Below are 23,743 nucleotides of genomic sequence, written 5' to 3'. Positions count from 1 at the left end.
AGCACGGGAATCCCGGCGTCGTACCCCTACAGTCCGCAGCATGAACTGGTCGGTGCGACTCACGGCGGGGCTCGCCGTACTGGTGACGGCCCTGGCCGCCGGCGCGACGAGCGCCGCCGCGGCGCCCGCCGACGGCGGCCTCGGCCTGACGGTGCGCCCGGGCCGGGCGGACCTCCGCGTCGGCGAGCAGGTCCGCCTGAACCTCACGGTCACGAACTCCACCGGGTCGGCCTGCGCGCTGCCCACCAGCGCCGTCGGCACCGTCCAGATCACCGGGGTACGCCGGGACGGGCGCGACCTCGCGCCGACGCTCGCCCGCAGTTTCCACGACGACGGCATCGCCGCCGCTGCCACCGCCGGCCTGACCACCGTCGAACCGGACGCGACCACGATCGTGGCGCTGACCGGCGTCCGGCTGCACGACGGCGACCGGCCCGACGACGTCGTGCTCCGGTCGGTGGCCGCCACCGGGGACGGCGGTGGCCTGGACTCGCTCTGGCCGGTCGGCGCCCCCGGCAGCTACGAGGTCACGGCCGGCTACGTGCCGCTGTCGGTCACCGGCGCGACGAACCTCTGCCCGGGCGCGACGGCGCTACGGACCGCCACGTTCACGGTCGGTCGGGGCGACGACGGCGGGCCCGGTCACCGCTGGCTCTGGCCGGCGGCCGGGGCGCTGCTGCTGGTGCTGCTGCTCCTCGCGCTGATCGTGGTGCGGCGGCTCCGCCGCCGACCGACCGCCGCCGTGGCGTTGCTGCTGGTGGCCGCCGGCACGCTGGTCGGCGGCGGCCGGCCGGCGCGGGCCGACTACTCGGTCGACCCAACGGCCGGCGTGCCGGTCAGCGGCGTCGACTTCCAGGCCGCGGTCGACGGCTGCCTGGCCGGGTTCGCCCTGCCCGGCGGGGATCCGTCCGGCCTGCTGCCCCGGCTGAAGGACAAGAAGACCCCGAAGGTGCGGATCATCCCCACCCCGGGCGGCTCGGGCGCGTTCGAGACGCCGGACAGCACCGACGGCAAGGGCTCGTCCACGGTGACCTGGAACCCCACCTCCACCGACCCGTACGACGACGGGGTGGCCCGGGACCCCTGCGCGGCGCTCTACCACGAGCTGAACCACGCCGACGACATCTCCCGGGACGCGGTCCCGCCCGGCCAGTGCGGCAGCACCGGGATCCCCACCGCGGAGGTGAAGGCGACGCTTGCGGAGAACCGCTACCGGGTGGCGAAGGGCCTGCCGTCGCGCACGCAGTACAAGGGGAACCCGCTGCCGAAGAGCCTCGACGAGTGCAGGAAGCCGGCGAAGAAGACGCCTCCGCCGAAGGGCCCGGTGAAGCTCTGCGAGGACGGGGCGGACTGCGGCGGCAGCAACGGCGACCCGCACCTGGTCACCTTCGACCGGGTCTACTACGACTTCCAGGCCGTCGGCGAGTTCACGCTGGTCGCCGCCGTCGGCGGTGACCCGCTGGAGGTGCAGGTCCGGCAGGCGCCGATGGCCGGCACCCGCACCGCCTCGGTCAACTCCGCGGTCGCGTTCCGGGTCGGCGCCCACCGGCTGGCGCTCACCCTCACCGACGGCACCACCCGGGTCCACGTCGACGGCGCGCCGCTCGCCGCGTCGCCGGCGCGGACCGACCTGGCCGGCGGCGGCAGCCTCACCCGCCGTCCCTCCGACACCGGACCGACCGACGGGTACGACGTCACGTGGCCGGACGGCTCCGCCGCCGCGGTCGACCAGATCGGCCGGTACGGCTACCGCGTGCTGGTCCGGCTCGCCGACGGTCGGGCCGGAAAGGTGCGTGGACTGCTCGGCGACTTCGACGGCGACCCCGCCGACGACATCGCGCCCGCCTCCGGCCCCGCCCTCACCCAGCCGGCGCCGTTCGCGAAGCTCTACCCGGCGTACGCGGACAGTTGGCGGATCACCGCGGACCGGTCGCTGTTTCCCTACGGCGACGGGGAGGACACCGGCACGTTCACCGACCGGAGCTTCCCCGAGCGGCAGGTGACCGCCGGTGACCTCGACCCGGCCCGCCGCGCCGCCGCCGAACAGGTCTGCCGGTGGGCCGGCGCCACCGCCCCCGGCCCGCTCGCCGAGTGCGTCTTCGACGTCGCGGTCAGCGGGCGCCCCGAGTTCGCCGTCGCCGTCGCCACCACCGAACGCGTCGCCCCGCCGGCCGCCGCGCCGATCACCGCCGTACCGGTGGCCACCGCCAGCCTGACGCCGGGCGGTGAGCCGCTGACGTTCGCCGGCCGGGCCGGGGACGCCGTCTTCGTCGACGCCACCGCCCCCGGCATCGACGACCGCTGCTCGCCGTACCTGCTCGTCGACCCCGGTGGGCGGGAGATCGCGAGCGGCTGCAACATCAACGGCGCTGGTTACGTCGACCGCGTCGACCTCCCCACCACCGGCACGTACGCGATCCGGGTCGCCGCCGTCCCCGGCGACGCCGGCCGTGCCGCCGTCCGGGTCTACCTGGCCCGGGACAGCGGCGGCATGCTTCAACCGAACGGCCCGGCCGTGACCGCGACCGTCGAACAGCCGGGCGCCCGGGCGCAGTACCGGTTCACCGGCCGCAAGGGGGAGCGGGTCTTCGTCGAGGTGCCCGAGAGCACGCTGCCCGACCAGTGCTCCCCGCTGGAGTTGCGGGACGCTGAAGGGCAGGTGCTGCGCAGCGGCTGTGTGATCAACGGCATCGGCGAGGTCGACGGCACGCTCCTGCCCGCCGACGGGACGTACACGGTGCTTGTCGACCCGGTCGAGCGCGGCACCGGCACGGCCACGCTGCGCCTGGTCACCGGCCGGGACCGGGATGCGACGATCATGGTCGGCGGGTCGCCGGTCGTCGCCGGGATCGACCGGCCCGGGGCGGTCACCGGCTACCGGTTCACCGCCGCCGCCGGCACGTCGGTGACGGTCACCGCGACCGCCGCGACGCTGCCCGACCAGTGCGGCACGCTGGTGCTGAGCGCCCCGGACGGCAGCACGCTCGCCACCGGGTGCGTGATCAACGGGGCCGGCGGGATCGACTCGACCACGCTGCCGGCGGCCGGGGAGTACACGCTGTCGGTGGATCCGTCGGGGGCCGCGACCGGGGAGGTCACGCTGGCGGTGCGATGAGGTGGCCCTGCCGTCAAGGGCCGGCGGGCAGGCTGCTAACGTTCCGTCCCGTTGCCGGCGAGCGCCGCTAGCTCAACTGGCAGAGCAGCGGACTCTTAATCCGCGGGTTCGGGGTTCGAGTCCCTGGCGGCGCACCAGCAGTGATCAGGCCGTATAGCCATCTGGCTATACGGCCTTGATCTTTGGGTGTCGTTTGGGTGTCACGTGGGCGCGGCCAGCCCCTGGGTGGGGCTCGCGCCTGATTCTGTTTCCTGGCAACGGTTTGGGCCGTCGGGCGGTGGGTGTTGCTGCGGTTCGTGGGTGTCGGGTGGGTGTCCGGTGCTTGCGACCGGGGACGCGGGCTGCGGCGGCCAGGACGAGTCGGGCGGTGGCTTCGGCGACGGTGAAGTGCAGGTCAAGCAGGACGCTGGTGTAGGTGTCGGCGGTGAGCACGATGCTGTGTGACCGAGTTGCTCCTGAACGGCTTTCAGGTCGGCGCCTGTGCTGTCGGCGAGGCTGGCCGCGCCGTGGCGCAGGTCGTGCAGACAGACGGGCGCGAGACCGGAGTCGGTCACGAGGTGCCGGAAGCGGCGGGTCAGGTAGTCCGGGTGTAGCGGCTGCCCGTCCGGTTGTGTGAAGACGTGTAACCGGAGTCCGTCCAGTCGGCTGCGTGCTCTGTCTGTTCGGTGAGTTGTCGGCGGCGGTGTTGGCGCAGGATCGTGACGGTGGTGTGGTCCAGGGCGATGGTATGGCGGCTGGCGGTGGTCTTGGGTGGGCCGACGGTGACGGCCTGGCCGTAAGCGATGCGTTGTTGGTCGATGGTGATCACCCGGCCGTCGAGGTCGACGTCGACCCAGCGCAGTCCGGCGGTTTCGCTGCGGCGCAGGCCGCGCAGGCTGATGAGCCACCACATCGCGGTGAGCCGGCAGTCGGTGGTGTGGTCGAGGAAGAGTGCCAACTGCTGGGGGGTCCAGACCGCGACGGCATAGCGTTCGCCGTGTTGGCGCCAAGCCCGTACCCGGTGGTCGGTTCAGACGCGGGCCTGGGGTCGTCTTGGTTTGGCCAGTCTGATGAATCGCGCGGGGTTGTCGCGCAGGAGCCCGTGCCGGATCGCGGCGTTGAGGGCAGAGCGCAGGATGGCGCGGATGCGGTGCAGCGTCGACGGGGTCGGCGGCCGGCCGTGCCGGTTGGGTGCCTTGGCGATGTCGGCGAACGTCGCCGTGATGTGCAGGTTGGTGAGGTCGCTCAGACGGGGGCGCCCGAGGCGAGGGATGAGTTGGTGCTCGACGTGGTCGGTGTAGGAACGCAGCGTGCTGGGCGGGTCCCGAGGTTGGTCGATAGCCAGTAACGCAGCCAGCGCGACACCGTCCAGGTGTCACTGGTGCACTCCTCGGCCGACCTGTCCAGCAGTGCGTCCCGCGCCCGCCCGGCATCCCCACGGCTCAGATACCCGCCCCGCCGGACACGCTCCCGTCGCCCGGACAGGGTGCTCACCGAGCAGTGGAAGTACCAACTGCCGTGACCACGCCGACTCAGTAACTCGTAGGCCGACTCCAGACGCCGCCGAGTCTCCGGATGACGACACCCGCACCGCTTCACGATCACACCACCACCACGCACCACAGTACCTCCAAGTCGAGTAGGGATTCCCGCCCTACCAACTTGAGTCTCTCGACAGGCCCCCGTACACGTTCCACCCGAATCAGCGAAGCGTCTAACGGGGCATTGCTAATTTGCATGATCCTTATCAGGATTGGCGCCAGGTGACCTCGACCGGTGCGACACTGACCTGATCCTCGCCGCCCTCAAATACGGCATCTGGTGCCGCGACGTCCGCGACCGCCAGTTGATCCACATCGACGGCTCCGTATGATTTGGCAGTCTGCCTGGTGGGGATGAGGGAAAAGTCGCTGAGCGATTATTTGTCTTCCATCAAGTAGCGCCTAATGGCATCCCGCTTTTCTGGGTGTCCCGCCCGGCTGACCACCTCGCAGAGGACCCAGACAAGGTGTTCGATATGCTGTTGGTCGAGCCGCGACACGACCTCGGTGAGCAGTTTGGCAACTTGAACCCAGCCCTTTGCTGGGTCGTAAGTACCCACCCGCTGGACCAGGTCGTCGAATGGCGCATCAAGCAGCTTCGTAAGGTCCTGGCTCGGGTCCTGCATGTATCGATAGGCCAGCGCTGTCCCCGGATCACGCAGCACAGCATCTTGAAAGCGGCGTAACCGGGCCAACTCCCGGACCTGGACGAGGTCCGCGAGCCGCTGCTCGCGCTCAAGTCGAGCGTGCTCATCTGCAATTGCCTGGACATCTCGTGGTACAGAAAGGGTGACCGTGGCTGTCAGAATCCGAACCTCCGGATGCGCCTGGGGGTGAAGTCGACCGAGCGCGGCGTTGACCCGGTGCTCCGCCGGTACAAGCTCGTTGATGCCAAAAGGTGCCTTGGTGAGTGCCTGGTGCGCGACGTCCAGGACGAGCTCACAGGCTACCGACTGTGGGTGCTGTTGATGGGCAGCGGACATCAACGGCACCCAGGACACCCGGAAATGCGCCGTGAACTCCAAGCCCGCCACGCTGCTGGGCAGCGTGGCGGGGAACTGATCGTGTATGGGAGGAGGATCCGGAACTCGTCTACGCCAGGGCAGGCGCATCCACCCTCCTCGCCGCGTTGACCTGTATGGCCGAGGACCGGTTTCCGATCGGATCGCGGCTGTGGATCAGGGCAGCCAGTTCATCACCCACGCGTCGGCGTGTCTCACTGTCGCCGACGGACGACTGATCCTGCCATCGGTTGACCGCATATATAGCAGTCAGGCTGGGCTGGGCGTTGTAGAAACCGTCATCGTGCCGGGTGGCGGCATCCACCAGCATTGCAGCGATAGAGCTAGCGAGGGTGTTGTCGCGGAACATCGCGTCGAGCCAGAGAGAAAGGACATCACGTGCGCGGTCACGCTGTGTAGGGTCCTCTAGTACGACCCGCCAGCCAGCTACGAGTAGACCAGTGCCGTCTGCGGTTGCGAGAAGATCCATGAGGACGGGGCGACTCAACTTGTCATTGATCAGTCCCGCCAACACCAGGAAGGTGTGCCGAACGGTGCTTTGACGGGGGGAACTGGTCGACCTCAGCCACCTCTCGAGCGTCTTTTGCACCTCCGCACGGGCTGTCTCATCTGCCCAGAGCGTCCGCATCGCGTTACCAACAGCTTCTACCACCGTTGGGTCATGACTCTTCGAAAGGTGCCCGAGTCTGGTCAGAGCTGGAGTCAGGTACACCCGAGAGAGCGGGCCGGCACAGACCTCGGCGACCACCGCGCGGAGTGCGATGCTCTGTTCCCCTTCTGCCTTCGACCACTCCAAGAGCTTGTCGCGGACCGCCCTGCCGAACGCAGGATTCAGGGCGGCCGCGGTGATCAGCTCGATGGCGGTGGCGCGGTACCGCTGATCCGTACCCCAACTCTCGGCGATCTTTTGAAGGAAGGTGAACTTGCCGTTCCGCAATGTCCAGCGTAGCGCGTACACTCCGATCCGCTGAGTGGCGCGGGCGGCCGTCTCGTCTTCGTCGAGAGTCTCCGGCAGCGCACACATCCAGTGCAGGAAGGCCTGTTGCATTGGCTGCCGGTCGACCCAGAAGTAGTCCAAAACCGCGTCGCCGTACCCAGGTCGGGTAAACTCCACTCGGAGATCGTTGGTCGTTCGGGCACCGATGATGTCGACGAGCTCGATGATCCCGGGACCATTGAGGCCGATGTTCTTGAACTGGGCCTTGCGTCCAGCCAGTGCCCGGTGCAGTGACTCGATCTGGTCGTGGATCTCAAGCACCGACCGTCCCTCAAGCACGGCCGACGCAACCAAGAAGCAGAGCAACCGCGCGTCGTGGGTTTGCTTGTGCCAGGTCAGCAGGTGGTCGCGCCAGTCAGAGAACGCGGCTACAACCATCTGCGCCCGGAGGTCATGATCCCCCTTACGACACGTCATGATGTCGTTGCGATCTGCCTCGGGCAGCAGCCCAAAGTCCAGTCGCTCGGTAGGTAAGGCTGCCACAGACTTGATCTTGTCTGCCCATTGGACCGCTTCTGCAGGCTCCGCAGCGCGGAGGTGTGCATTAATCCGGTCGTGCTCGACCCACTGATCGGGGTTCGCTACGCCGGCAACCTCAAGCCGCTTGCGTACGATCGTCCCTGCGTCGGTCCGCTGCCAAGCAAGCGTGAAGTCACCGGCGCCGGTACCGGCTTGTGCCCATACGGTCGGAGGGACGATCAGGCAAATGGACGAGTTTGTATCGACCAGTCGGGTCCGGACGTCATGGCCGGCGAGCTCACGGGCGAAGGTAGACGCAAGACTGCGGCCATCGCGTAGGTCCAGCAGCCAGCCGGTGTTCTGCCTAGTGCCTAATACAGCGAGATCGATTGTTGCGCCAGCTCGATGTCGCAGCTCCCGCAGCCCCTGCACGCCCGTGCGATGTAGCAGGTTGACCGCTGCCTCGTGTCGACCTGTATCCGCCTCGGCGACGAGTACGACAATCTTGCGAATCCTCAAGTAACCGAGTGCATCGTCGAAAAGTGGACCCGGGGCGTAGGTGGCGACACACCGCTTGACGTAGGCGTCGGACAACTCGTGATGGGCCAGAAGCTCTGCGACCACCACAGTCAGACTGGCGGCCACCACACCGTGATTGACTTCAACATTCTGCTGTGCCGCCGGCGGCAGAGGATCCGGCGTCACTGCCGGCACAACCTCCCCGGCTGATGCCGGAACAGGCGCAGTTTCCGGGTTCGGGCTCTGCGTTTCAACAGCCGCTATGGAACGAGCCCCGCCCGGCTCCATCCCTTCTTCCTGCGGTTCCCGCAGGAACGGATTGACTGCCAAGCCCACTCCGTCGATCGGCGGGCTGCTGAAGGGGGCGGCAGGAGGAAACTGCCGGGGCAAGTCTGTCGGCAGATGGCTTTCGCTCATGTCGAATCCTCTCGCGTCGGAGCAAGCGAAGGCGCGACGGCATCCTGTCGTCGCCTGATTGTCGACCTACGGGTGTCCGGCTGCTCGCTACTGGCGCTTGTCGCTGCGCACCCCGATCAACCACCCGCCCGCTTCGACGCTCTTCGCCTGCTGCACCACGTGAGTCGGGCCGTCCTGGACGCCATCCACCCCCAGGACTGTTCCCGTAACGGAGTCGACCCGTTGCTCGACTCGGGTACCAGTCTCTGGACGGTCTGTCTCGCCATCGAAGCTGAGTGCTCGCCCGTACACCTCCTCCAATAGGCCACGAAGCCGCCCGAGCTGGATCACCAGAGCCTCGTCCTCCGTGCTGAGTCGCTCAGGGTTCCGAACGTAACTACCCAAGGCGCCCGCCAAGTTCTGCAGTTCAGCTTGGTGCCGGAGGAAAATGGGCTCGTTCACAACCAGCGTGCCCAACTCACCCTGGAGCGCAGCCGGAGCCTCGGGCGTCTCGCTCTGATTCTTTTTGTCGTGCCAATGATCGAGTAGATGCGAAAGCCGGTCGAACAAGAAGGAGAACGCCTGTGGCATAGCAGCGGCAGTGATGGAGGAAATGCTCCAGGGATCCATGTTGATGATTCGCTCCAGTGCGCGGGAAGGAGTGAACGGGGGTCAGCGTCTCGACGTCTGATAGATGGCACTACACGGTAAGGAGCGTTACCTCACCGCCGTAGATTTTTGTCCTATATAAGACAGAAGCCCTGTGGTTGTCGGGTGGCCGGGTAGGGCTCCGGCAAAGTCGTCACGTGATGCCGAGTAGTGCCAGCGGGCGGGTGCTGTCGCGGGCGGGATGTCGGTTGGCGGCGACGATGTTGGTGACCCCCTTCAGGTGCAGGGCACCGATTGCGGCGTTGCGCAATGCGGCCATGACTTCGGGGCCGGTGCCGGTGCGGATCTGGCTGCGACCTTCGTCGTAGGTAACGTCGCGAACCCAGTGGATTTGTTTCGATGGCCCAGTAGCCGCAGACCCAGCCGGCCCTGGCTCAGCCCGGTCCACCTAACTGGTCGAGATCGCGACCCCATCTTCAAGGTAGACACCACCACGCTCGATCGCGGCGATCGCTACGGTGACCCGCCGAGCCAGTCGGGGATCAATACCTCGTCCAGGCGTCCCGGCTCGACGAACTGGAAGCCGTCGAGCTCGTCGGGGCACAGCCGCATCGCCGCAATCTGGTCCGCTGTCAGGACCCCGCCGTCGAACACGAACATGAGCCCGCCGTCCCACGGCGGGCTCGCCGGCACCCAGTCGACGCACAGCAGTGCCCCTGCGGGTATCGACAGGCCCAGCTCCTCCCGGATCTCGCGCGTGCAGGCGTCCGCCGGGGACTCGTCCGGCTCGACGGTTGCGCCGGGAACCTCCCACACGTCCTTGTAGACCGGATGCACCAGCAGCACCCGACCGGTCTGGTCGCGGAGGAGCACACCGGCCGCCGCGCGGACCCGCGTCACGATGGGCGATGTAGGAGAGGTCCGGTTCGGGCTGTGTCTCGGCCACGCGACCGACCCTACGGGCTCGCCCTCGGCGCATAGCCCGTTCCTGAATGAAGACGCGGCAACGCCCTCTAGCTCGTCGAAGCTTCTCGCGGCAGCTTGTCGGACTGGGAGCCCGTCGACACCACCGGCTCGGGCGACGGCCTGGAATGCTTCGGCCATGCCTTCCTTTCCACCCACCTTCGCCGACCGGGTCGTCGCGTTGCCGGCCGGCGCCCAGTTCGAGGCGTTCCTCGACGAGCACCGCGACGCGCTCAACGGCTGCCTGGACGGGCTGACCGAGGAGCAGGCCCGTCGGTCGCTCGTGGCGTCCCGGACCACGTTGCTGGGTCTGGTGAAGCACGCGACCTTCGTGGAGAAGGTCTGGTTCGACGAGGCCGTCACCGGCCGCTCGCGCCCCGAGATCGGCATCCCGGAGCGGTCGGAGGAGTCGTTCGTCCTCGACGACGGGGACACGATCGCGACGGTGCGGAAGGCGCACCGCGACGCCTGTGCGGCGTCCCGCCGTGCCACGTCGTCCCTCGGCCTGGACGACGTCCTGCGTGGACATCGCCGGGGCCCGCTGCCGCTGCGCTGGGTGTACCTGCACGTGCTGCGCGAACTCGCCCAGCACTGCGGGCACGCGGACATCCTCCGTGAGCAGCTCCTCGACGGCTGACCGCCGCGCGGGCCCGGTCGCGGCTCAGCCCTGACGGGTGGGCCGGATGGTCAGGTCGCCGATCTCGACGTCGTCGGGCTGGTCGATGGCGAAGGCGATCGCCCGGGCCACCGCCGCCGGGTCGATTCCGAGGTCGGCCATGTGCTGCCGGGCCTGCTCGCGCGCGGCCGGGTCGTCCACCGCGTTGTCGACCAGTTCGGTACGCACGTAACCGGGGGAGATCGACGTGGTGCGCAGCGTGCCGTCGGTGCTCTCCTGGCGCAGCGCTTCCAGGATGGTGCGGACCGCGTTCTTCGTGCCGGCGTAGACCGCCTGGGTGGGGACGATCTTGAGCCCCGAGGTCGACACGACGGTGACCAGGTGCCCGCTGCCCTGGCGGCGGAACGTCGGCAGGGCAGCGGCGATCCCGTGCAGGATGCCCTTGACGTTCACCTCGATCATGGCCGACCAGCCGGCCACGTCGAGGTCGGCCAGTGGGCCGATCCGGGTCATCCCGGCGTTGCCGACCAGGACGTCCAGCCGCCCGTACCGCCGCACGGCGGTGTCGACGAGCGACGTGACGTCGTCGGCGTCGGTGACGTCGACGCGTACGGCGGTCGCGGTCCCACCGGCGTCGGTGATCTCGTCGACGAGCTGGTCCAGTCGGTCGGTACGGCGGGCGCCCAGCACGACGGTCGCGCCGAGCGACGCGAGGTGGCGAGCCGTCGCCGCCCCGATACCGCTGCTGGCGCCGGTGACGGCGACGACCTTGCCCTGGATGGCCATGATGCCTCCCCCTAGACTGGACACATGTCCGGTTACTCCGACCAGCCTAGCGGACACGTGTCCGCTTTCGCCACCGGCCACCCGTCGCGGCGGGCCGACGCGCAGCTCAACCGCGAACGGATCCTCGCGGCGGCCCGCGACCTGGTGCGCCGACCGGGCGAGCTGAAGCTCAACGCGGTCGCCAAGGCGTGCGGCATCGGGCAGGGGACGTTGTACCGGCACTTCCCGACCCGGGAGGACCTGTTGGCCGAGGTCTACCGCCAGGAGGTCGACGAGCTGGTCGCTGCCGCCCCGCGACTGCTGGCCCGACACCAGCCGGTGGACGCGCTCGCGGCCTGGTTCGACCGGGTGGCCGCGTACGCCCGGATCAAGCGCGACGTGTTCGCCGCCGTGGAGGCGGCCACCTGGCGCGGCCTGGCCGCGCACAGTCTGGGCCCGATCGGCGAGGCGGTCGAGCTGCTGCTCGCCGCCGGCCGCGCGGCGGGCACCATCCGTCCCGACGCGGACGCCCGCGACGTCATCGTGCTCATCAGCTGGCTGTCGCGCCTGGACGACGCCGAACTCGACGCCCGCGGGTCCCGGTTGCTCGCCATCCTGGTTGACGGGCTCCGGGTGGGCCCCGCCTGAGCCGATGCCCCGCCGGGGTGTCCGCCCGGCGACCGCGGGGTGCGGGCCGGCCGGGACCGGACGCGTCGGCGCGTCAGGCCGGCTGCGGCGTGAAGAAGCGGACGAGGTCGTCGGCTGCGGTGGGCGACAGCATCATCGCGTGCACCCGGGCGGACATCTCGGCGATCGGCTGGATCCTGCGGAACATCGCCTCCTCGTAGGCCCGGATCGCCGCGTCCGGGTCGGCGGGGGCGTCGACGAGCGCGGTGGCGAGTTCCGCCGCGTCGAGCATGGCCTGGTTGGCGCCCTCGCCGACCGGCGGCATGAGGTGGGCGGCGTCGCCGATGAGGGTGACGCCGGGCCGGTGCGTCCAGCGGGTGCCGGCGGGCATGGCCTGGATCCGGCGGAGGATCGGCGGCCCGTCGCCGGCTTCGACGAGTGCGGTCAGGCGAGGGCTCCAGCCGTCGAAGAGGGCCAGCAGGTCGCGCTTGGTGCGGCAGGTGTCCGGGTGCCGGTCGTCAGCGGGCAGGGAGATCCCGACCCGGATGCTGCCGTCGCCGAGGCGTTGCGCGGACAGGATCTGGCGCACCCCGACGCCCCAGAGGTTGCCGGGGCCGACCAGCTCGGCGATCTCCGGGTGGCGCCGGTCCGCGTCGTCGATGCGGAGCTCCACCGCCGTGGACACGGTGGCGAGGGGAGCATCGGTGAGCAGCGACCGGGCGACCGAGCGGGCGCCGTCCGCGCCGACGAGGAGGTCGCAGTCGTCGCGGTGGCCGCCGTCGAACGTCAGCCGGAAGCCGCCGCCGGGCCGTGGCTCCGCCGCGACGAGCCGGTGGCGCCACCTGACCGTGTCGGCCGGCAGCGAGTCGAGCAGCAGATCACGCAGTGCGGCGCGGTCGATCTCGGGGCGGCCGTCGAACGAGCCGGGCGGCGGCACGTGGTGCAGGAGGGTCCGGCCGGCCGGGTCGAGGATGCGGTGTTCCTCGCCCTCCGGCCGCGCCTCGGACCGGAACCGGCCGGTGAGGCCCGCCTCGTCCAGGGCCCGCTGGCCGGACTCGGGGTGCAGGTCCAGCATCCCGCCCGGGGAGCGCGTCGTGCGGTCGGCCTCGCGCTCGTGGACCACCGCGTCGATGCCGTGCCGGTGCAGGATCCGGGCCAGCGTGAGGCCACCCAGACCGCCGCCGGCGATCGCGATTCGCATCGCCACCTCCTTTAACGTACGATGTATTCTATGGATACACCGTACGGTAGCGTACCGTTGCCGGTCTGGGAACGCCCCGAGCCGCAGCCGCGGGCGGCGCCCGTGCCGTTGAGCCGGGCGAAGATCGCCGCCGTCGCGATCCGACTCGCCGACGCCGACGGCCTCGACGGCGTGTCGATCCGTAAGCTCGCCAAGGCGCTCGGCGTCGGCCCGATGCGGCTCTACGACTACGTGCTCAACCGGTCCGAGCTGCTCGACCTGATGGTCGACGCGGTGTACGCCGAGATCGCCGAGGCCGACCGGCACGAGGGGTGGCGCGACACCGTGCTGGCCGTCATGCGCCGGACCCGGGAGGCCGCACTCGCGCACGAGTGGTTCGTCGACCTGCTCGGCGCGCGTCCCCACCTGGGCCCGCACGCGCTCGCGGTGGGCGAGGCGACCGCGGCGGCGCTCAGCCGGGCCCCCGCCGTGCGGGGGATCGACGAACTGCAACGGGCGCTGGGCGCGCTCAACGCGTTCGTCGCCGGGGCGCTCCGCCGGGAGATCACCGAGCGACGCACCACCCGGTCGACCGGCACCGACGTGGCCGCCTGGCAGACCGCCCTCGGGCCCTACCTGACCCGCATGCTCGACACCGGTCGTTATCCGACAGTCGCCCGGCTCGTCGTCGAGGGCGCCCACCTCGACGCCGCGGAAACGTTCCACCACAACCTGGTCACCGTGCTGGACGGCATCACCAGCCGGCCGTGACGGGCCCGGTCGGGTCCGCGTCCACCGGTCAGGTGGACCGCTTCGGCAGCAGCAGCTCCTCGTGGTCGAGTTCGCGCTCCAGCACACGGAGTTCCTCGTCGGGCAGCCGGCCGGAGTCCCGCCAGCGGACCAGCTCCTCGCGCTGCGCGTCGATGGTCGCCCGGCGGACCCGCAGCGCGGTCTCGTACGCCGGTGAGGTGGGCATCTCGGACGAGCCGCTCTGCTCGATCAGGTCGAGCCGGCCCCGGTAGCGGGTCAGGCGCGTCAGCAGCTGGGCACGGATGGTGTTGACGGCCACCCCGCTCTCCGGCTCCTCGGCGGCGACGGCGTCGAGGCGGGCCAGGGCGGCCTCCACCGCGGCGGAGCGGGCCTCGTTGCGTACCCGGGCCTGGTCGGCCTCGTTGGCGCGCAGGCCGAGCCGCCGCACCAGCGGCGCGAACGTCAGGCCCTGCCCGACCAGCGTCACCAGGACGACCACGAACGTGCAGAACAGCAGCAGGTCACGGTCCGGGAACGGAGCGCCGCCGTCGGTGGTGAGCGGCAGCGTGAAGATCGCGGCCAGGCTGATCACGCCGCGCGTGCCGGACCAGCTCAGCGCCGCCACCTCCCGTACGGTCAGCCGGTCGGCGTTGCGGTCGGCGCGGGCGACCTGCCGGGCGCTCGCCGGCTCGTCGGCGTCCGGCTCGGCGACGCCACCGAGCCGGGTGTGCAGCGACCGGGGGAGCGACTGGGTCAGGACCAGCCAGGCGGGACGCAGCAGCAACACCACGCCGACGGACACCGCGACGGCGGTGACGATGGTCGAGGTGTCGTACTGGCGCAGGTTCTTGACGACCTCGGGGAGCTGCTGGCCGATCAGCAGGAAGACGAACCCCTCCAGGAGGAAGTCGACCAGCCGCCACACCGCGTTGGTCTGGAGCCGGGCCGCGCCGGACCCGAACTGGGGCGTCTGGTGGCCGACGATCAGCCCGGCGACCACCACCGCGAGCACGCCGGAGACGTGCAGCTCCTCGCCGATCAGGTAGGCGACGAACGGGGTCGCGAGCGAGATCGCGTTGGACAGCAACGGGTCCGCGGTGAGCGGTCGGGCCAGCCGCTTCGCCCAGGCGACGGCGGCGCCCACGGCGACGCCGCCGACCGCCGCGACGACGAACTGCGCGACGGCGCCGGGGAAGGAGAACTCCCCGCCGACGGCGGCGGCCACCGCGACGCTGAGCATGGTCAGCGCGGTCGCGTCGTTCAGCAGCCCCTCACCCTGGATGATCGTGACCATCTTGGGCGGCAGATTGACCCGGCGGCCGACCGCCAGGGCCGCCACCGGGTCGGGCGGCGCGACGGCGGCGCCGACCGCGATCCCGGCGGCCAGCGTCGCGCCGGCGACGAACAGGTGGAACCCGATGCCGACGAGCAGCCCGGTGAGGAGCACCAGCACCACGGAGAGGCTGACCACGATGCGCAGGTTGCGGCGCAGGTCGAGCAGGGAGGAGTCCAGCGCCGCACTGTAGAGCAACGGCGGCAGCACGACCATCAGGACGAGGTCCGGGTCGAGGCCGATGTTCGGGCCGGGGAGCAGCGCGTACGCGATGCCGATGAGCGGCAGGAGCGCCGCCGCCGGCAGACCGGTGCGGGCCGCCACCCACCGGACGGCGACGATGACCGCGACGGCGGCGAGCACGAACAACAACGTCGAGTGGATGCTCACCTCGACCGACCCTACCCACGCCTGCGATCATCATGCGATGCGGGGAGCGGCATGAGCATCACGTCGGTGATCAACTACAAGGGCGGGGTCGGCAAGACCACCATCACCGCGAACCTCGGCGCCGAGCTGGCCGCCCGTGGCCGCCGGGTCCTGCTGATCGACCTCGACCCGCAGGCCAGCCTCACCTTCTCGTTCTATCCGGCGGACGAGTGGGAGAAGGACCTCGCGTACGAGAAGACGATCCTGCAGTGGTTCGGCTCGGTGCTGGCCGAGGAGCCCACCGGCCCGCTGCACCCGTACGTGATCACGCCGGAACCGGCCAACGCGCTGCTGCCCGCCGAGGGCCGGCTCGACCTCGTCGCCTCCCACCTGGGCCTGGTCGACGTCGACCTGGACCTCGCCGCGGCGCTCGGCGGGTCGCGCTTCCAGCACGGCAGCCCGCACTTCCTGCCGCTGCACCGGGCGCTGGCGGACGCGCTCGCCGCCGACGAGTTCGCCGGGTACGACGACATCCTCATCGACTGCGCGCCGAACTTCACCATGGTCACCCGGACCGGCATCGTGGCCAGCGAGCACATCCTCACCCCGGCCCGGCCCGACTACCTGTCCACGCTCGGCATCGACTACCTGCGCCGCAAGGTCTCCGAGCTGGTCCGGGACTTCAACCGGGTCGCCGCCGCCGGGCTCACCATCGACCCGCAGTGGCTGGGCGTGGTGTTCACTATGATCCAGTACGCCGCGGGCGGGCCGATCACCGCGTCCCGCAACTACATGCGGCTCACCGACAGCCTGGAGATCCCGGTGTTCCGCCAGACCATCCGGGAGAACAAGACCCTGTTCGGCACCGCCGGTGAACGGCGGCTGCCCGCCGTGCTGGTGCCGAACGCCAACGACAAGGTGCAGTACGAACTCCAGCAGCTGGCCAGCGAGTTCCTGGCCCGCACCCGCCCGTAGAAGGAGAGTCCCCGGTGACCGACCCCGCCGACCTCGCCCACGCCGTCCTGCTGCGGGTGGCGGAGTTCGTCCGCGCGCTCCCCGCCGACCAGCTCACCGCGCTGGCCGACGGCACCGCGAAGCTGGCCGTGGTCGACCGGACCCGGGCCGTCGCCCGCAAGACCACCCCGGCCTCGGCGGGCGTGGACGCCGACCGGGTCCGGGCCGACCTCGCCGCGATCGGGGACCGCGCGGCCGGCTTCCGCTACCTCGCCGACCTGAAGCTCACCGTGGCGAAGCTGCGGGCGCTCGCCGGCGAGCTGGGCATCGCGGTGCCCGGCAAGGCCCGGAAGGCCGACATCGAGCACGACATCGTGCAGTGGACGGTGGGGCGACGGCTGGACTCGGCCGCCGTCAGCCGTCCGCCGGCCGCTCGGGGCTGACCGCGCCCGCCGGCCGTTCGGGGCCGCCTGCGGTCTCCGGCAGCAGCGTCCGCACCTCGGCGAGCACCTCGGCCCAGAACGCGGCCGGGGCGGCGCTGCGCACCTGCCCGGCCAGGTGCTCGGCGAGCCGCCGCGCCTCCCGCCTGCTGAACGGCGCGTCCGTCGGGCCGCCCACCCGCTGCCGGGGGCGGGCCGGCGCGTCCAACGGCACCGGGTCGCCGGTGCAGACGATGTCGAGGTGCCCGGTGGTGCGCGTCAGCGCCACGTAGAGCAGCCGGTGACCGCGTTCGTCGCCGGCCACGATCTCCTCCGGCTCGACCACGACCACCGCGTCGAACTCCAGGCCCTTGGCCTCCTGCGGACTGACCAGGTTGACCGCGCCGCCCAGCTCGCCCCGGTCGGCGCTGCTCCAGGCCATGTCGTTCGCCGCCAGCGCCGCCTCGACCGGGCGTCGCTGCCGGGGTGGGCAGACGATGCCGACGAACCGGCCGGCCTCGGCGTGCTCCCGCGCCACCGCGACCGCGCGGGCGGCCAGCTCGGTCAGGCCGACCCGGTGCACGCCGGTGTCGGCCGGGCCGTCCCGGACCACCTCCACCGGCGGCACGCCCGGCGCGGCCACCGGCAGCAGCGCCGCCGCCGTCGCGTACGCCTGCCGGGGTACGCGGTAGCCGTACCGCAGTGGGGCGATCCGGGCCGGATGCACGGCCGGCAGGTGCGCGAGCACCTCGTCCCACGAGTCGCGCGCCCACCTGCCGGTGGACTGGGCGAGGTCGCCGACCACCGTCAGCGACCCGGAGGCGCTGCGCCGGGCCACCGCGCGCAACTGCATCGGGGACATGTCCTGTGCCTCGTCGACCACCACGTGCGCGTACCGTCGGCCGGGCCCGTCGATGAGGAAGGCCAGCTCGTCCAGCAGCGGCAGGTCGGCCGCCGACCAGGTCTCCCGGGACAGCCGGTCGGCGCCGCGCCGGTGCAGCGCCGCCACCTCGGCCGGGGCGAACGCGTCCCCGGCGGCGGCCCGCAGCCGGGCGGTGGAGCCGAGCAGGTCGCGCAGCAGCCCGGTCGGCGTCTGCTGTGGCCAGAGCCGCTCGACGAGGTTGCCGACCGCGTCGGACCGGGCCGGGTCGACGCCGGTGCGGGCCGCGACCAGGGCGGCGAGCCGGTCACCGAGCAGCCGACGCCGGCCGGCGTACGGCAGGGCGGCGGCCCGGGCCACGGTGAGCGCCTCGGCCACCTCGGCGCCGGGCAGCGTGACGAACCGGCCGCCGACCAGCAGCCGCTCGGCCGGGTCGGGGACGCCGACCCGGGCGTCCAGCGCGCGGGCCAGCAGCTCGGCCATCCGGGCCTCGCCCTTGATCCGGGCGACCGCGTCGGACTCGGTCCGTCCGCGTGGCACGTCCGGGGCGAGCCGGTCGACGTCGCGCAGCTCCACCCCGTCGTCGCCGAGGGCGGGCAGGAGCTGGCCGATGTAGCGCACGAAGGTGGGGTGCGGCCCGACCACCAGCACGTCCGCGGCGGAGAACTCGGTGCGGTGCTGGAACAGCAGCCAGGACACCCGGTGCAGCGCCACGGCGCTCTTGCCGGTGCCGGGACCTCCCTCGATCACCAGCACCTGGTCACGCGGGGCGCGGATCAGCGCGAACTGGGCGGCCTGGATGGTGGCCACGATGTCCCGCATGGTGCCGGTGCGGCCCCGGCTCAGCTCGGCCAGCAGGTGCGCGTCCACCGCCTCGGCGATCTCGGCGAGGATGGTGTCGGTCAGGTCGTCGATGGTGTTGCCGGTGCAGGTGAAGGCGCGCTTGCGGCGGATCCCGGCGGGGTTCTCCGGGGTGGCCTCGAACCAGCCGGCGGCGGCCGGGGCCTGCCAGTTGACCACCAGCACCTCGCCGTCGGCGTCCCGGATCAGGTGTCGCCCGACGTACCGGGTCCCGCCGGCCTCGTCGTCGATCCGGCCGAACGCCACCGCCTCGTCGGCCGCGCCGAGCGCCTGCCCGGCGGCGTCGGCGTAGCGGCGCAGGTGGGCCGCGGCGGTGGCGTGGGCGGCGGCGGACGGCAGCCGGGCGAGGTGGTCGCGGCGCTGGTCGCGGCGCTCGGCCGCGGTGTCGAAGTATTTCTGTTCGGCGGCGATGTCGGCTTCCCTGGACGCCACGCAGCCCTCCCTCACGCCGGTGTGGACCGGTCCGGCCGACGAGACTCGGTCGGGGCTCACCGTACCGGCTCGGTCCGACGTCACGGGCACCTCACCCGCCGGCAACAGCATTGACATACTTCACTGCTCGGCCTAGGGTCTGGTCGAATCGATTCGAGTCGCGCTGTGGCGTTCCAGCGGCGACGGCGGGCGGTTCGGGTCGCGATCGGGCACGTGCGGTGCGGGTGCCGCCGCCGACGCGACGGCCGGCTGGTCGCGCACCGGGCATGCGGATCAGGGGCGAAGTCCGGGACAACCATGCCGCGCGCGGCGGACCCCGTCGTGCGTGTTCTCCCCGTGCCGGCCGGCGGAGTGGCGGTACGGGGGTCGTCGTCGATCCCCGTACCGGACAGGTTCCCACCAAGTGGCGAAGGAGCCGCGTCATGAGATTACGCAGCACCGTTTTCGGGCCCCTCGCGGCCCTGGCGGTCCTGGTCATGGTGGCCGCGACGACAGTGGCGGGCGGCCCGGGCGGGTCCGCCTCGGCCGCGGAGTCCGGCACGCTCGCCGGGACCGCCGGCTGTGGCCGGGCGCCCACGCTGACGAGTGGTCCCCGGACCATCCAGAGCAGTGGCCAGAACCGGAGCTTCATCCTGCGGATCCCCGACAACTACGACCGGAACCACGCCTACCGGCTGATCTTCGGATTCCACTGGAACGGCGGCACCGCGAACGACGTCGACTCCGGCGGGGCGGACCGGGAGGCCTGGTCCTACTACGGTCTGCGACAGCAGGCGAACAACAGCACCATCTTCGTCGCGCCCCAGGGCAACGGCAACGGCTGGGCCAACCCCGGCGGTCAGGACGTCACCTTCGTCGACGACATGATCAGGCTGATCGAGGGGGACCTGTGCGTCGACACGACGCAACTCTTCGCGCTCGGCTTCAGTTACGGCGGCGGCATGAGCTATTCGCTGGCCTGTTCCCGGGCGGGCGTGTTCCGCGCCGTCGCGGTCTACTCCGGTGGCCAGCTCAGCGGGTGCGCCGGCGGCACGCAGCCGATCGCGTACCTGGGGATCCACGGCATCGGTGACCCGGTGCTCAACATCTCCGCCGGACGCGCGCTGCGGGACACGTTCGTGCGCAACAACGGCTGCACCCCGCAGAGCCCGCCGGAGCCGAGGGCGGGCAGCCTGACGCACATCACCACCGCCTACGCCGGCTGCCGGGCCGGCTACCCGGTGGTGTGGGCCGCGTTCGACGGCGGGCACACCCCCGGTCCGGTGGACGGCGGCGGCGACAGCGGCGCCCGGACCTGGACGAAGACCGAGGTGTGGCGGTTCTTCACCCAGTTCGGCGGCACCGATCCGAACCCGACCCCGACGGCCAGCCCGACCACGCCGCCGCCGGGCGGTACGTCGATCGTCCGCAACGCCGCCGCCGGTCGGTGCCTGGACGTCAACGGCGGCTCGCAGGCCAACGGCGCGGCGGCGATCATCTGGGACTGCCACGGCCAGAGCAACCAGTCCTGGACCTCGACGGCGGCCCAGGAGCTGCGGGTCTTCGGCGGCAAGTGTCTCGACGTGAACGGCGCCGGCACCGCCAACGGCAGCTCCGTGATCATCTGGGACTGCAACGGCCAGTCCAACCAGCGGTGGCGGCTCAACGCCGACGGCACCATCACCGGGGTCGGATCGGGCCGGTGCCTGGACCTGGTCGGCGCCGGCACGGCCAACGGCACGCGGACCGAGATCCGGGACTGCACCGGCGCGGCCAGCCAGCGGTGGAGCCGCGCCTGAGCCGTTGACCGACACTTGTGTGAACGCTAACATATGACGTCTTATAGATTGACATTGATCGATTGAGTGGGACCGGGAGGCGGATCGGATGTTCAGCACAGTGAGTCGTCCACGGAGATCGTGGCGGGCGGTGATGTCGGCGGCGGCGGCATCGGTCCTCGCGGCGGCGGCCGTCCTGACCGCGTCCGCCTCCCCGGCCCAGGCGGCCACCGCCATCACCATCAACGGGTCGTCCGGCGGGCGGACGCTCGACGGCGTCGGCGCGGTCAGCGGCGGCGGCGGAAACAGCAGACTGCTGATCGACTACCCCGAGCCGCAGCGCAGCGACATCCTCGACTACCTGTTCAAGCCGGGCTACGGCGCCGCGATGCAACTGCTCAAGGCGGAGATCGGCGGCGACACCAACTCCACCTCCGGCGCCGAGCCCAGCCACGAGCACACCCGGGGCAGCGTGAACTGCAACCGGGGCTACGAGTGGTGGCTGATGGAGCAGGCCAGGCAGCGGAATCCCAACATCGCGCTGGCCGGGCTGGCCTGGGGAGCGCCGGGCTGGATCGGCAACGGGAACTTCTGGTCCACCGACTCGATCAACTACCTGGTGGGTTGGCTGGACTGCGCGGCGACGCACGGGCTGACCATCAACTACCTGGGCGGATGGAACGAGAAGGGCTGGAACACCACCTGGTACAAGAACCTGCGGTCCACGCTCAACGCCCGCGGCTACGGCAGCGTGAAGATCGTCGCCTCGGACGACTGGGGGTGGGGTGCGGCCGACGACTCGCTGCGTGACCCGGCGTTCGCCGCCGCGGTGCAGGTCTTCGGCAGCCACTACGTCTGCGGCTACCGCGGCGCCCAGAGCAGCTGCCCCAGCTCCGCCAACGCCATCTCGACCGGCAAGCCGCTGTGGGCCAGCGAGAACGGCTCCGACGACTACAACGCCGGCGCGCCGGCGCTCGCCCGGGGCATCAACCGGGGCTACATCGACGGCAAGATGACCGGCTACATCAACTGGCCGGTGATCGCCGCCATCACCCCGAACATCCCCTGGGCGACCACCGGCGTCGCGGTGGCCCAGCAGCCCTGGTCCGGGGCGTACTCCATCGGCAAGAGCACCTGGGTGATGGCCCACACCACGCAGTTCGCCGCCCCGGGTTGGCGCTACCTCGACGCGTCGAGCGGCTATCTCGGCGGCAACCGCAACAACGGCAGCTACGTCTCGCTCAAGTCCACCAACAACAGCGACTACAGCACCATCATCGAGACGCAGGACGCTGGCGCGGCCCAGCAGCTCGACTTCACCGTCACCGGCGGGCTCTCCACCGGCACCGTGCGCGTCTGGGCGACGAACGTCAGGTCCAACAACAGCGCCGACCACTTCGTCCGGGGCAGCGACATCACCCCGAACGGCGGGCGTTTTTCGCTCACCGTCCAGCCCGGCTACGTCTACAGCATCACCACCACCTCCGGGCAGGGCAAGGGCACCGCGGTCAGCCCGGCGCAGGGCAACCTGAAGCTGCCGTACAGCGACAACTTCGACAGCTACGCCACCGGCCGCGAGGCCAGGTACCTGATGGACCAGCAGGGCTCGTTCGAGATCGCCGGGTGCGCCGCCGGGCGTACCGGCCAGTGCGTCCGCCAGATGTCCGAGCAGGCGCCGATCTACTGGACGACCGGCCAGGCCGAACCGTACGCCCTGCTGGGCGACCTGACCTGGCGCAACTACACGGTCTCCTCGGACGTGCTGCTGGAGAAGCCCGGTTACGTCCAGCTCATCGGGCGCGGCAACACCTACAACCACCAGGGCCCGCAGAACCTGAACGGTTACTACTTCCGGGTCACCGACGGCGGCGCCTGGTCCATCCGGAGCAACAACACCAGCGGCAACTGGCGCACCCTGGCCAGCGGCAACATCTCGGCGCTGGGCACCGGACGCTGGCACAACCTGTCGTTGAAGCTCAACGGCAGCACCCTCACCGCGGCGGTCGACGGCACCACCGTCGGCACCGTGTCGGACTCCGCCTGGGTCGCCGGCCAGATCGGGTACGGCACCGGCCAGGGTGTCACCGCCCAGTTCGACAACCTCTCCATCACGCCGGGCGACGGTTCCAGCAGCCCGACCGGGGAGATCCGCAGCGCCAACGCCAACCGCTGCCTGGACGTCAACGGCGCCAGCCAGGCCGACGGCGCGGTGGTGCAGATCTGGGACTGCAACGGTGGCGCCAACCAGCAGTGGACGGTCGGCACGAACAACCAGCTGACCGTGTACGGCAACAAGTGCCTCGACGTGGCGGGCACCGCCTCCGGCAGCCGGGCGCGGATCATGACCTGCACCGGCGGCAGCAACCAGCAGTGGCGGCTCAACGCCGACGGCACCATCGTCGGCGTCGGCTCGGGGCTCTGCCTGGACGTCAACGGCGCGGGCACCGCCAACGGCACCGCGGTCCAGATCTGGACCTGCAACGGCGGCAGCAACCAGCAGTGGGTACGCGGCTGACCCCGCCACCCGTCGCCGACCCGGCCGTCCCGCCACGGGGCGGTCGGGTTGGCGGGTCCCTCCTACGATGACGGTCATGGATGTCGCCGCGGTGACGAACGTGGTCGTGGCCGCGATCTCGGTGCTCACCGTCGTCGTCTCGGCGTTCTTCGCGCTCCGGCAGCTCCGGCTGGCGCAGGGCGCGAACCACACCCTGGTCGCGATCGAGCTGCTCACCCGCGACCGGATGAGCGACACGTTCCTGGACAGTCAGCAGTTCGTGCTCACCGAGCTGCGGACCGCCTGCCCGCGCGGCGTGCCGGTCAGCGAACTGCCCGCCGACGCCCGCAAGCACGTGAACCGGATCGCGCTCTACTACAACGGGCTGGGCCAGATGCTGGCCTTCAAGGTGGTCGAGCCGGCGTTGCTGCTCGGCACCGGTGGATACCGCGCCCGGGAGGCGTGGGCCGTGCTGGAACCGTACATCCTCGCCGAGCGGGCGGTGCGCGGCGAGTCGTACCTGTCCAACTTCGAGCATCTCGCGGTGCTGGCGACCGAGACGCCGTGGCCGGTCGCGGTGCGCAAGCTGGGCCTGCGCCGGTTCGACCACTACCCGGCGGACGTGGGTCGGGCGCCCCGACCGGTCGACGGACCGGAAACCTGAGAGAAGGGGAAAGCGTCAACCGAGGGTTGACGGAGTCCATGC

At 70.9% G+C, this 23,743-nt stretch carries 20 protein-coding genes and 1 tRNA gene; 10 read left to right on the top strand and 11 right to left on the bottom strand.

Annotation, left to right across the window (positions count from 1 at the left end; translation table 11 throughout):
• Positions 1-40 precede the first annotated feature (40 nt).
• Both C8054_RS08750 and C8054_RS08745 read left to right on the top strand, forming a co-directional pair.
• The gene (locus C8054_RS08750) at positions 41-3,115 is read left to right on the top strand and encodes a VWD domain-containing protein (RefSeq protein WP_107156238.1); all 3,075 of its coding nucleotides are present in this window, start codon (positions 41-43) and stop codon (positions 3,113-3,115) included.
• Between the two features lie 61 nt (positions 3,116-3,176).
• A tRNA-Lys gene (locus C8054_RS08745) sits at positions 3,177-3,252 on the top strand.
• A 63-nt stretch (positions 3,253-3,315) separates the two neighbouring features.
• Here the strand turns inward: C8054_RS08745 and C8054_RS33065 are convergent.
• The 7 genes from C8054_RS33065 to C8054_RS32250 all read right to left on the bottom strand — a co-directional run bounded on the left by C8054_RS33065 (position 3,316) and on the right by C8054_RS32250 (position 9,537).
• A complete protein-coding gene (locus C8054_RS33065; protein ID WP_255562981.1) occupies positions 3,316-3,693 on the bottom strand; it encodes a hypothetical protein in 378 nt (125 codons plus the stop codon).
• Positions 3,690-4,052: a tyrosine-type recombinase/integrase gene (locus C8054_RS33060; RefSeq protein ID WP_107156237.1), complete on the bottom strand. Its 363-nt coding sequence runs from the start codon at positions 4,050-4,052 to the stop codon at positions 3,690-3,692. The genes C8054_RS33065 and C8054_RS33060 overlap by 4 nt, the downstream gene beginning before the upstream one ends.
• Before the next feature lie 960 nt (positions 4,053-5,012).
• Positions 5,013-5,660, bottom strand: coding sequence for a hypothetical protein (locus C8054_RS08730; RefSeq protein WP_146179887.1), 648 nt, complete (start codon positions 5,658-5,660; stop codon positions 5,013-5,015).
• A 67-nt stretch (positions 5,661-5,727) separates the two neighbouring features.
• On the bottom strand, positions 5,728-8,049 hold the full coding sequence (locus C8054_RS31690; protein ID WP_146179886.1) for a hypothetical protein: 2,322 nt from the start codon (positions 8,047-8,049) through the stop codon (positions 5,728-5,730).
• A gap of 87 nt (positions 8,050-8,136) precedes the next feature.
• A complete protein-coding gene (locus C8054_RS08720) occupies positions 8,137-8,658 on the bottom strand; it encodes a hypothetical protein (RefSeq protein WP_146179885.1) in 522 nt (173 codons plus the stop codon).
• A 172-nt stretch (positions 8,659-8,830) separates the two neighbouring features.
• Complete coding sequence (locus C8054_RS08715) at positions 8,831-9,085, bottom strand: hypothetical protein (protein WP_233219539.1); 255 nt, start codon at positions 9,083-9,085, stop codon at positions 8,831-8,833.
• Between the two features lie 65 nt (positions 9,086-9,150).
• Complete coding sequence (locus C8054_RS32250) at positions 9,151-9,537, bottom strand: NUDIX hydrolase (RefSeq protein WP_199199613.1); 387 nt, start codon at positions 9,535-9,537, stop codon at positions 9,151-9,153.
• Between the two features lie 202 nt (positions 9,538-9,739).
• Here C8054_RS32250 and C8054_RS08705 point away from each other — a divergent pair, with 202 nt between their 5' ends.
• Complete coding sequence (locus tag C8054_RS08705; RefSeq protein WP_107156233.1) at positions 9,740-10,237, top strand: DinB family protein; 498 nt, start codon at positions 9,740-9,742, stop codon at positions 10,235-10,237.
• 24 nt (positions 10,238-10,261) lie between these two features.
• On the opposite strand, the gene C8054_RS08700 is transcribed toward C8054_RS08705, so the two are convergent.
• The gene (locus C8054_RS08700; RefSeq protein WP_107156232.1) at positions 10,262-11,002 is read right to left on the bottom strand and encodes an SDR family oxidoreductase; all 741 of its coding nucleotides are present in this window, start codon (positions 11,000-11,002) and stop codon (positions 10,262-10,264) included.
• A 57-nt stretch (positions 11,003-11,059) separates the two neighbouring features.
• Between C8054_RS08700 and C8054_RS08695 the strand changes: the two genes are divergently transcribed.
• Complete coding sequence (locus C8054_RS08695; protein WP_233219538.1) at positions 11,060-11,629, top strand: TetR/AcrR family transcriptional regulator; 570 nt, start codon at positions 11,060-11,062, stop codon at positions 11,627-11,629.
• A gap of 73 nt (positions 11,630-11,702) precedes the next feature.
• Here the strand turns inward: C8054_RS08695 and C8054_RS08690 are convergent, their stop codons facing one another.
• On the bottom strand, positions 11,703-12,809 hold the full coding sequence (locus tag C8054_RS08690) for an NAD(P)/FAD-dependent oxidoreductase (protein ID WP_107156230.1): 1,107 nt from the start codon (positions 12,807-12,809) through the stop codon (positions 11,703-11,705).
• Positions 12,810-12,839: 30 nt separating this feature from the next.
• Between C8054_RS08690 and C8054_RS08685 the strand changes: the two genes are divergently transcribed.
• Positions 12,840-13,559: a TetR/AcrR family transcriptional regulator gene (locus tag C8054_RS08685; RefSeq protein ID WP_233219537.1), complete on the top strand. Its 720-nt coding sequence runs from the start codon at positions 12,840-12,842 to the stop codon at positions 13,557-13,559.
• Between the two features lie 28 nt (positions 13,560-13,587).
• Here C8054_RS08685 and C8054_RS08680 read toward each other — a convergent pair whose 3' ends face one another.
• Complete coding sequence (locus C8054_RS08680; protein WP_107156228.1) at positions 13,588-15,261, bottom strand: Na+/H+ antiporter; 1,674 nt, start codon at positions 15,259-15,261, stop codon at positions 13,588-13,590.
• A 51-nt stretch (positions 15,262-15,312) separates the two neighbouring features.
• Here C8054_RS08680 and C8054_RS08675 point away from each other — a divergent pair, with 51 nt between their 5' ends.
• Complete coding sequence (locus tag C8054_RS08675; protein ID WP_107156227.1) at positions 15,313-16,215, top strand: ParA family protein; 903 nt, start codon at positions 15,313-15,315, stop codon at positions 16,213-16,215.
• Between the two features lie 14 nt (positions 16,216-16,229).
• A complete protein-coding gene (locus tag C8054_RS08670; protein ID WP_107156226.1) occupies positions 16,230-16,637 on the top strand; it encodes a hypothetical protein in 408 nt (135 codons plus the stop codon).
• Here the strand turns inward: C8054_RS08670 and C8054_RS08665 are convergent.
• Complete coding sequence (locus tag C8054_RS08665) at positions 16,609-18,786, bottom strand: ATP-binding domain-containing protein (protein ID WP_146179884.1); 2,178 nt, start codon at positions 18,784-18,786, stop codon at positions 16,609-16,611. The two genes, C8054_RS08670 and C8054_RS08665, sit on opposite strands and share 29 nt — an antisense overlap.
• 422 nt (positions 18,787-19,208) lie before the next feature.
• Between C8054_RS08665 and C8054_RS08660 the strand changes: the two genes are divergently transcribed.
• The 3 genes from C8054_RS08660 (at position 19,209) to C8054_RS08650 (ending at position 23,701) form a co-directional block, all read left to right on the top strand.
• Positions 19,209-20,564 (top strand): ricin-type beta-trefoil lectin domain protein, encoded by a 1,356-nt coding sequence (locus tag C8054_RS08660; protein WP_107156224.1) that lies wholly within the window; start codon positions 19,209-19,211, stop codon positions 20,562-20,564.
• 133 nt (positions 20,565-20,697) lie between these two features.
• Positions 20,698-23,058 (top strand): ricin-type beta-trefoil lectin domain protein, encoded by a 2,361-nt coding sequence (locus C8054_RS08655; protein ID WP_233219544.1) that lies wholly within the window; start codon positions 20,698-20,700, stop codon positions 23,056-23,058.
• 76 nt (positions 23,059-23,134) lie between these two features.
• Complete coding sequence (locus C8054_RS08650) at positions 23,135-23,701, top strand: hypothetical protein (RefSeq protein ID WP_107156222.1); 567 nt, start codon at positions 23,135-23,137, stop codon at positions 23,699-23,701.
• The last annotated feature ends 42 nt before the right edge of the window (positions 23,702-23,743 follow it).

Origin of the sequence: Micromonospora sp. RP3T (assembly GCF_003027925.1) — a bacterium.
Lineage (GTDB): Bacteria > Actinomycetota > Actinomycetes > Mycobacteriales > Micromonosporaceae > Micromonospora.
This window is presented reverse-complemented; position numbering and strand designations above follow the sequence as displayed.

What these genes read in the sequence shown, in the direction of transcription:
- C8054_RS08750 (WP_107156238.1), top strand. Translation starts at nt 41, where the DNA reads ATGAACTGGTCGGTGCGACTCACGGCGGGGCTCGCCGTACTGGTGACG.
- C8054_RS31690 (WP_146179886.1), bottom strand. Translation starts at nt 8,049, where the DNA reads ATGAGCGAAAGCCATCTGCCGACAGACTTGCCCCGGCAGTTTCCTCCT.
- C8054_RS08720 (WP_146179885.1), bottom strand. Translation starts at nt 8,658, where the DNA reads ATGGATCCCTGGAGCATTTCCTCCATCACTGCCGCTGCTATGCCACAG.
- C8054_RS08705 (WP_107156233.1), top strand. Translation starts at nt 9,740, where the DNA reads ATGCCTTCCTTTCCACCCACCTTCGCCGACCGGGTCGTCGCGTTGCCG.
- C8054_RS08700 (WP_107156232.1), bottom strand. Translation starts at nt 11,002, where the DNA reads ATGGCCATCCAGGGCAAGGTCGTCGCCGTCACCGGCGCCAGCAGCGGT.
- C8054_RS08690 (WP_107156230.1), bottom strand. Translation starts at nt 12,809, where the DNA reads ATGCGAATCGCGATCGCCGGCGGCGGTCTGGGTGGCCTCACGCTGGCC.
- C8054_RS08685 (WP_233219537.1), top strand. Translation starts at nt 12,840, where the DNA reads ATGGATACACCGTACGGTAGCGTACCGTTGCCGGTCTGGGAACGCCCC.
- C8054_RS08675 (WP_107156227.1), top strand. Translation starts at nt 15,313, where the DNA reads ATGAGCATCACGTCGGTGATCAACTACAAGGGCGGGGTCGGCAAGACC.
- C8054_RS08660 (WP_107156224.1), top strand. Translation starts at nt 19,209, where the DNA reads ATGAGATTACGCAGCACCGTTTTCGGGCCCCTCGCGGCCCTGGCGGTC.
- C8054_RS08655 (WP_233219544.1), top strand. Translation starts at nt 20,698, where the DNA reads ATGTCGGCGGCGGCGGCATCGGTCCTCGCGGCGGCGGCCGTCCTGACC.
- C8054_RS08650 (WP_107156222.1), top strand. Translation starts at nt 23,135, where the DNA reads ATGGATGTCGCCGCGGTGACGAACGTGGTCGTGGCCGCGATCTCGGTG.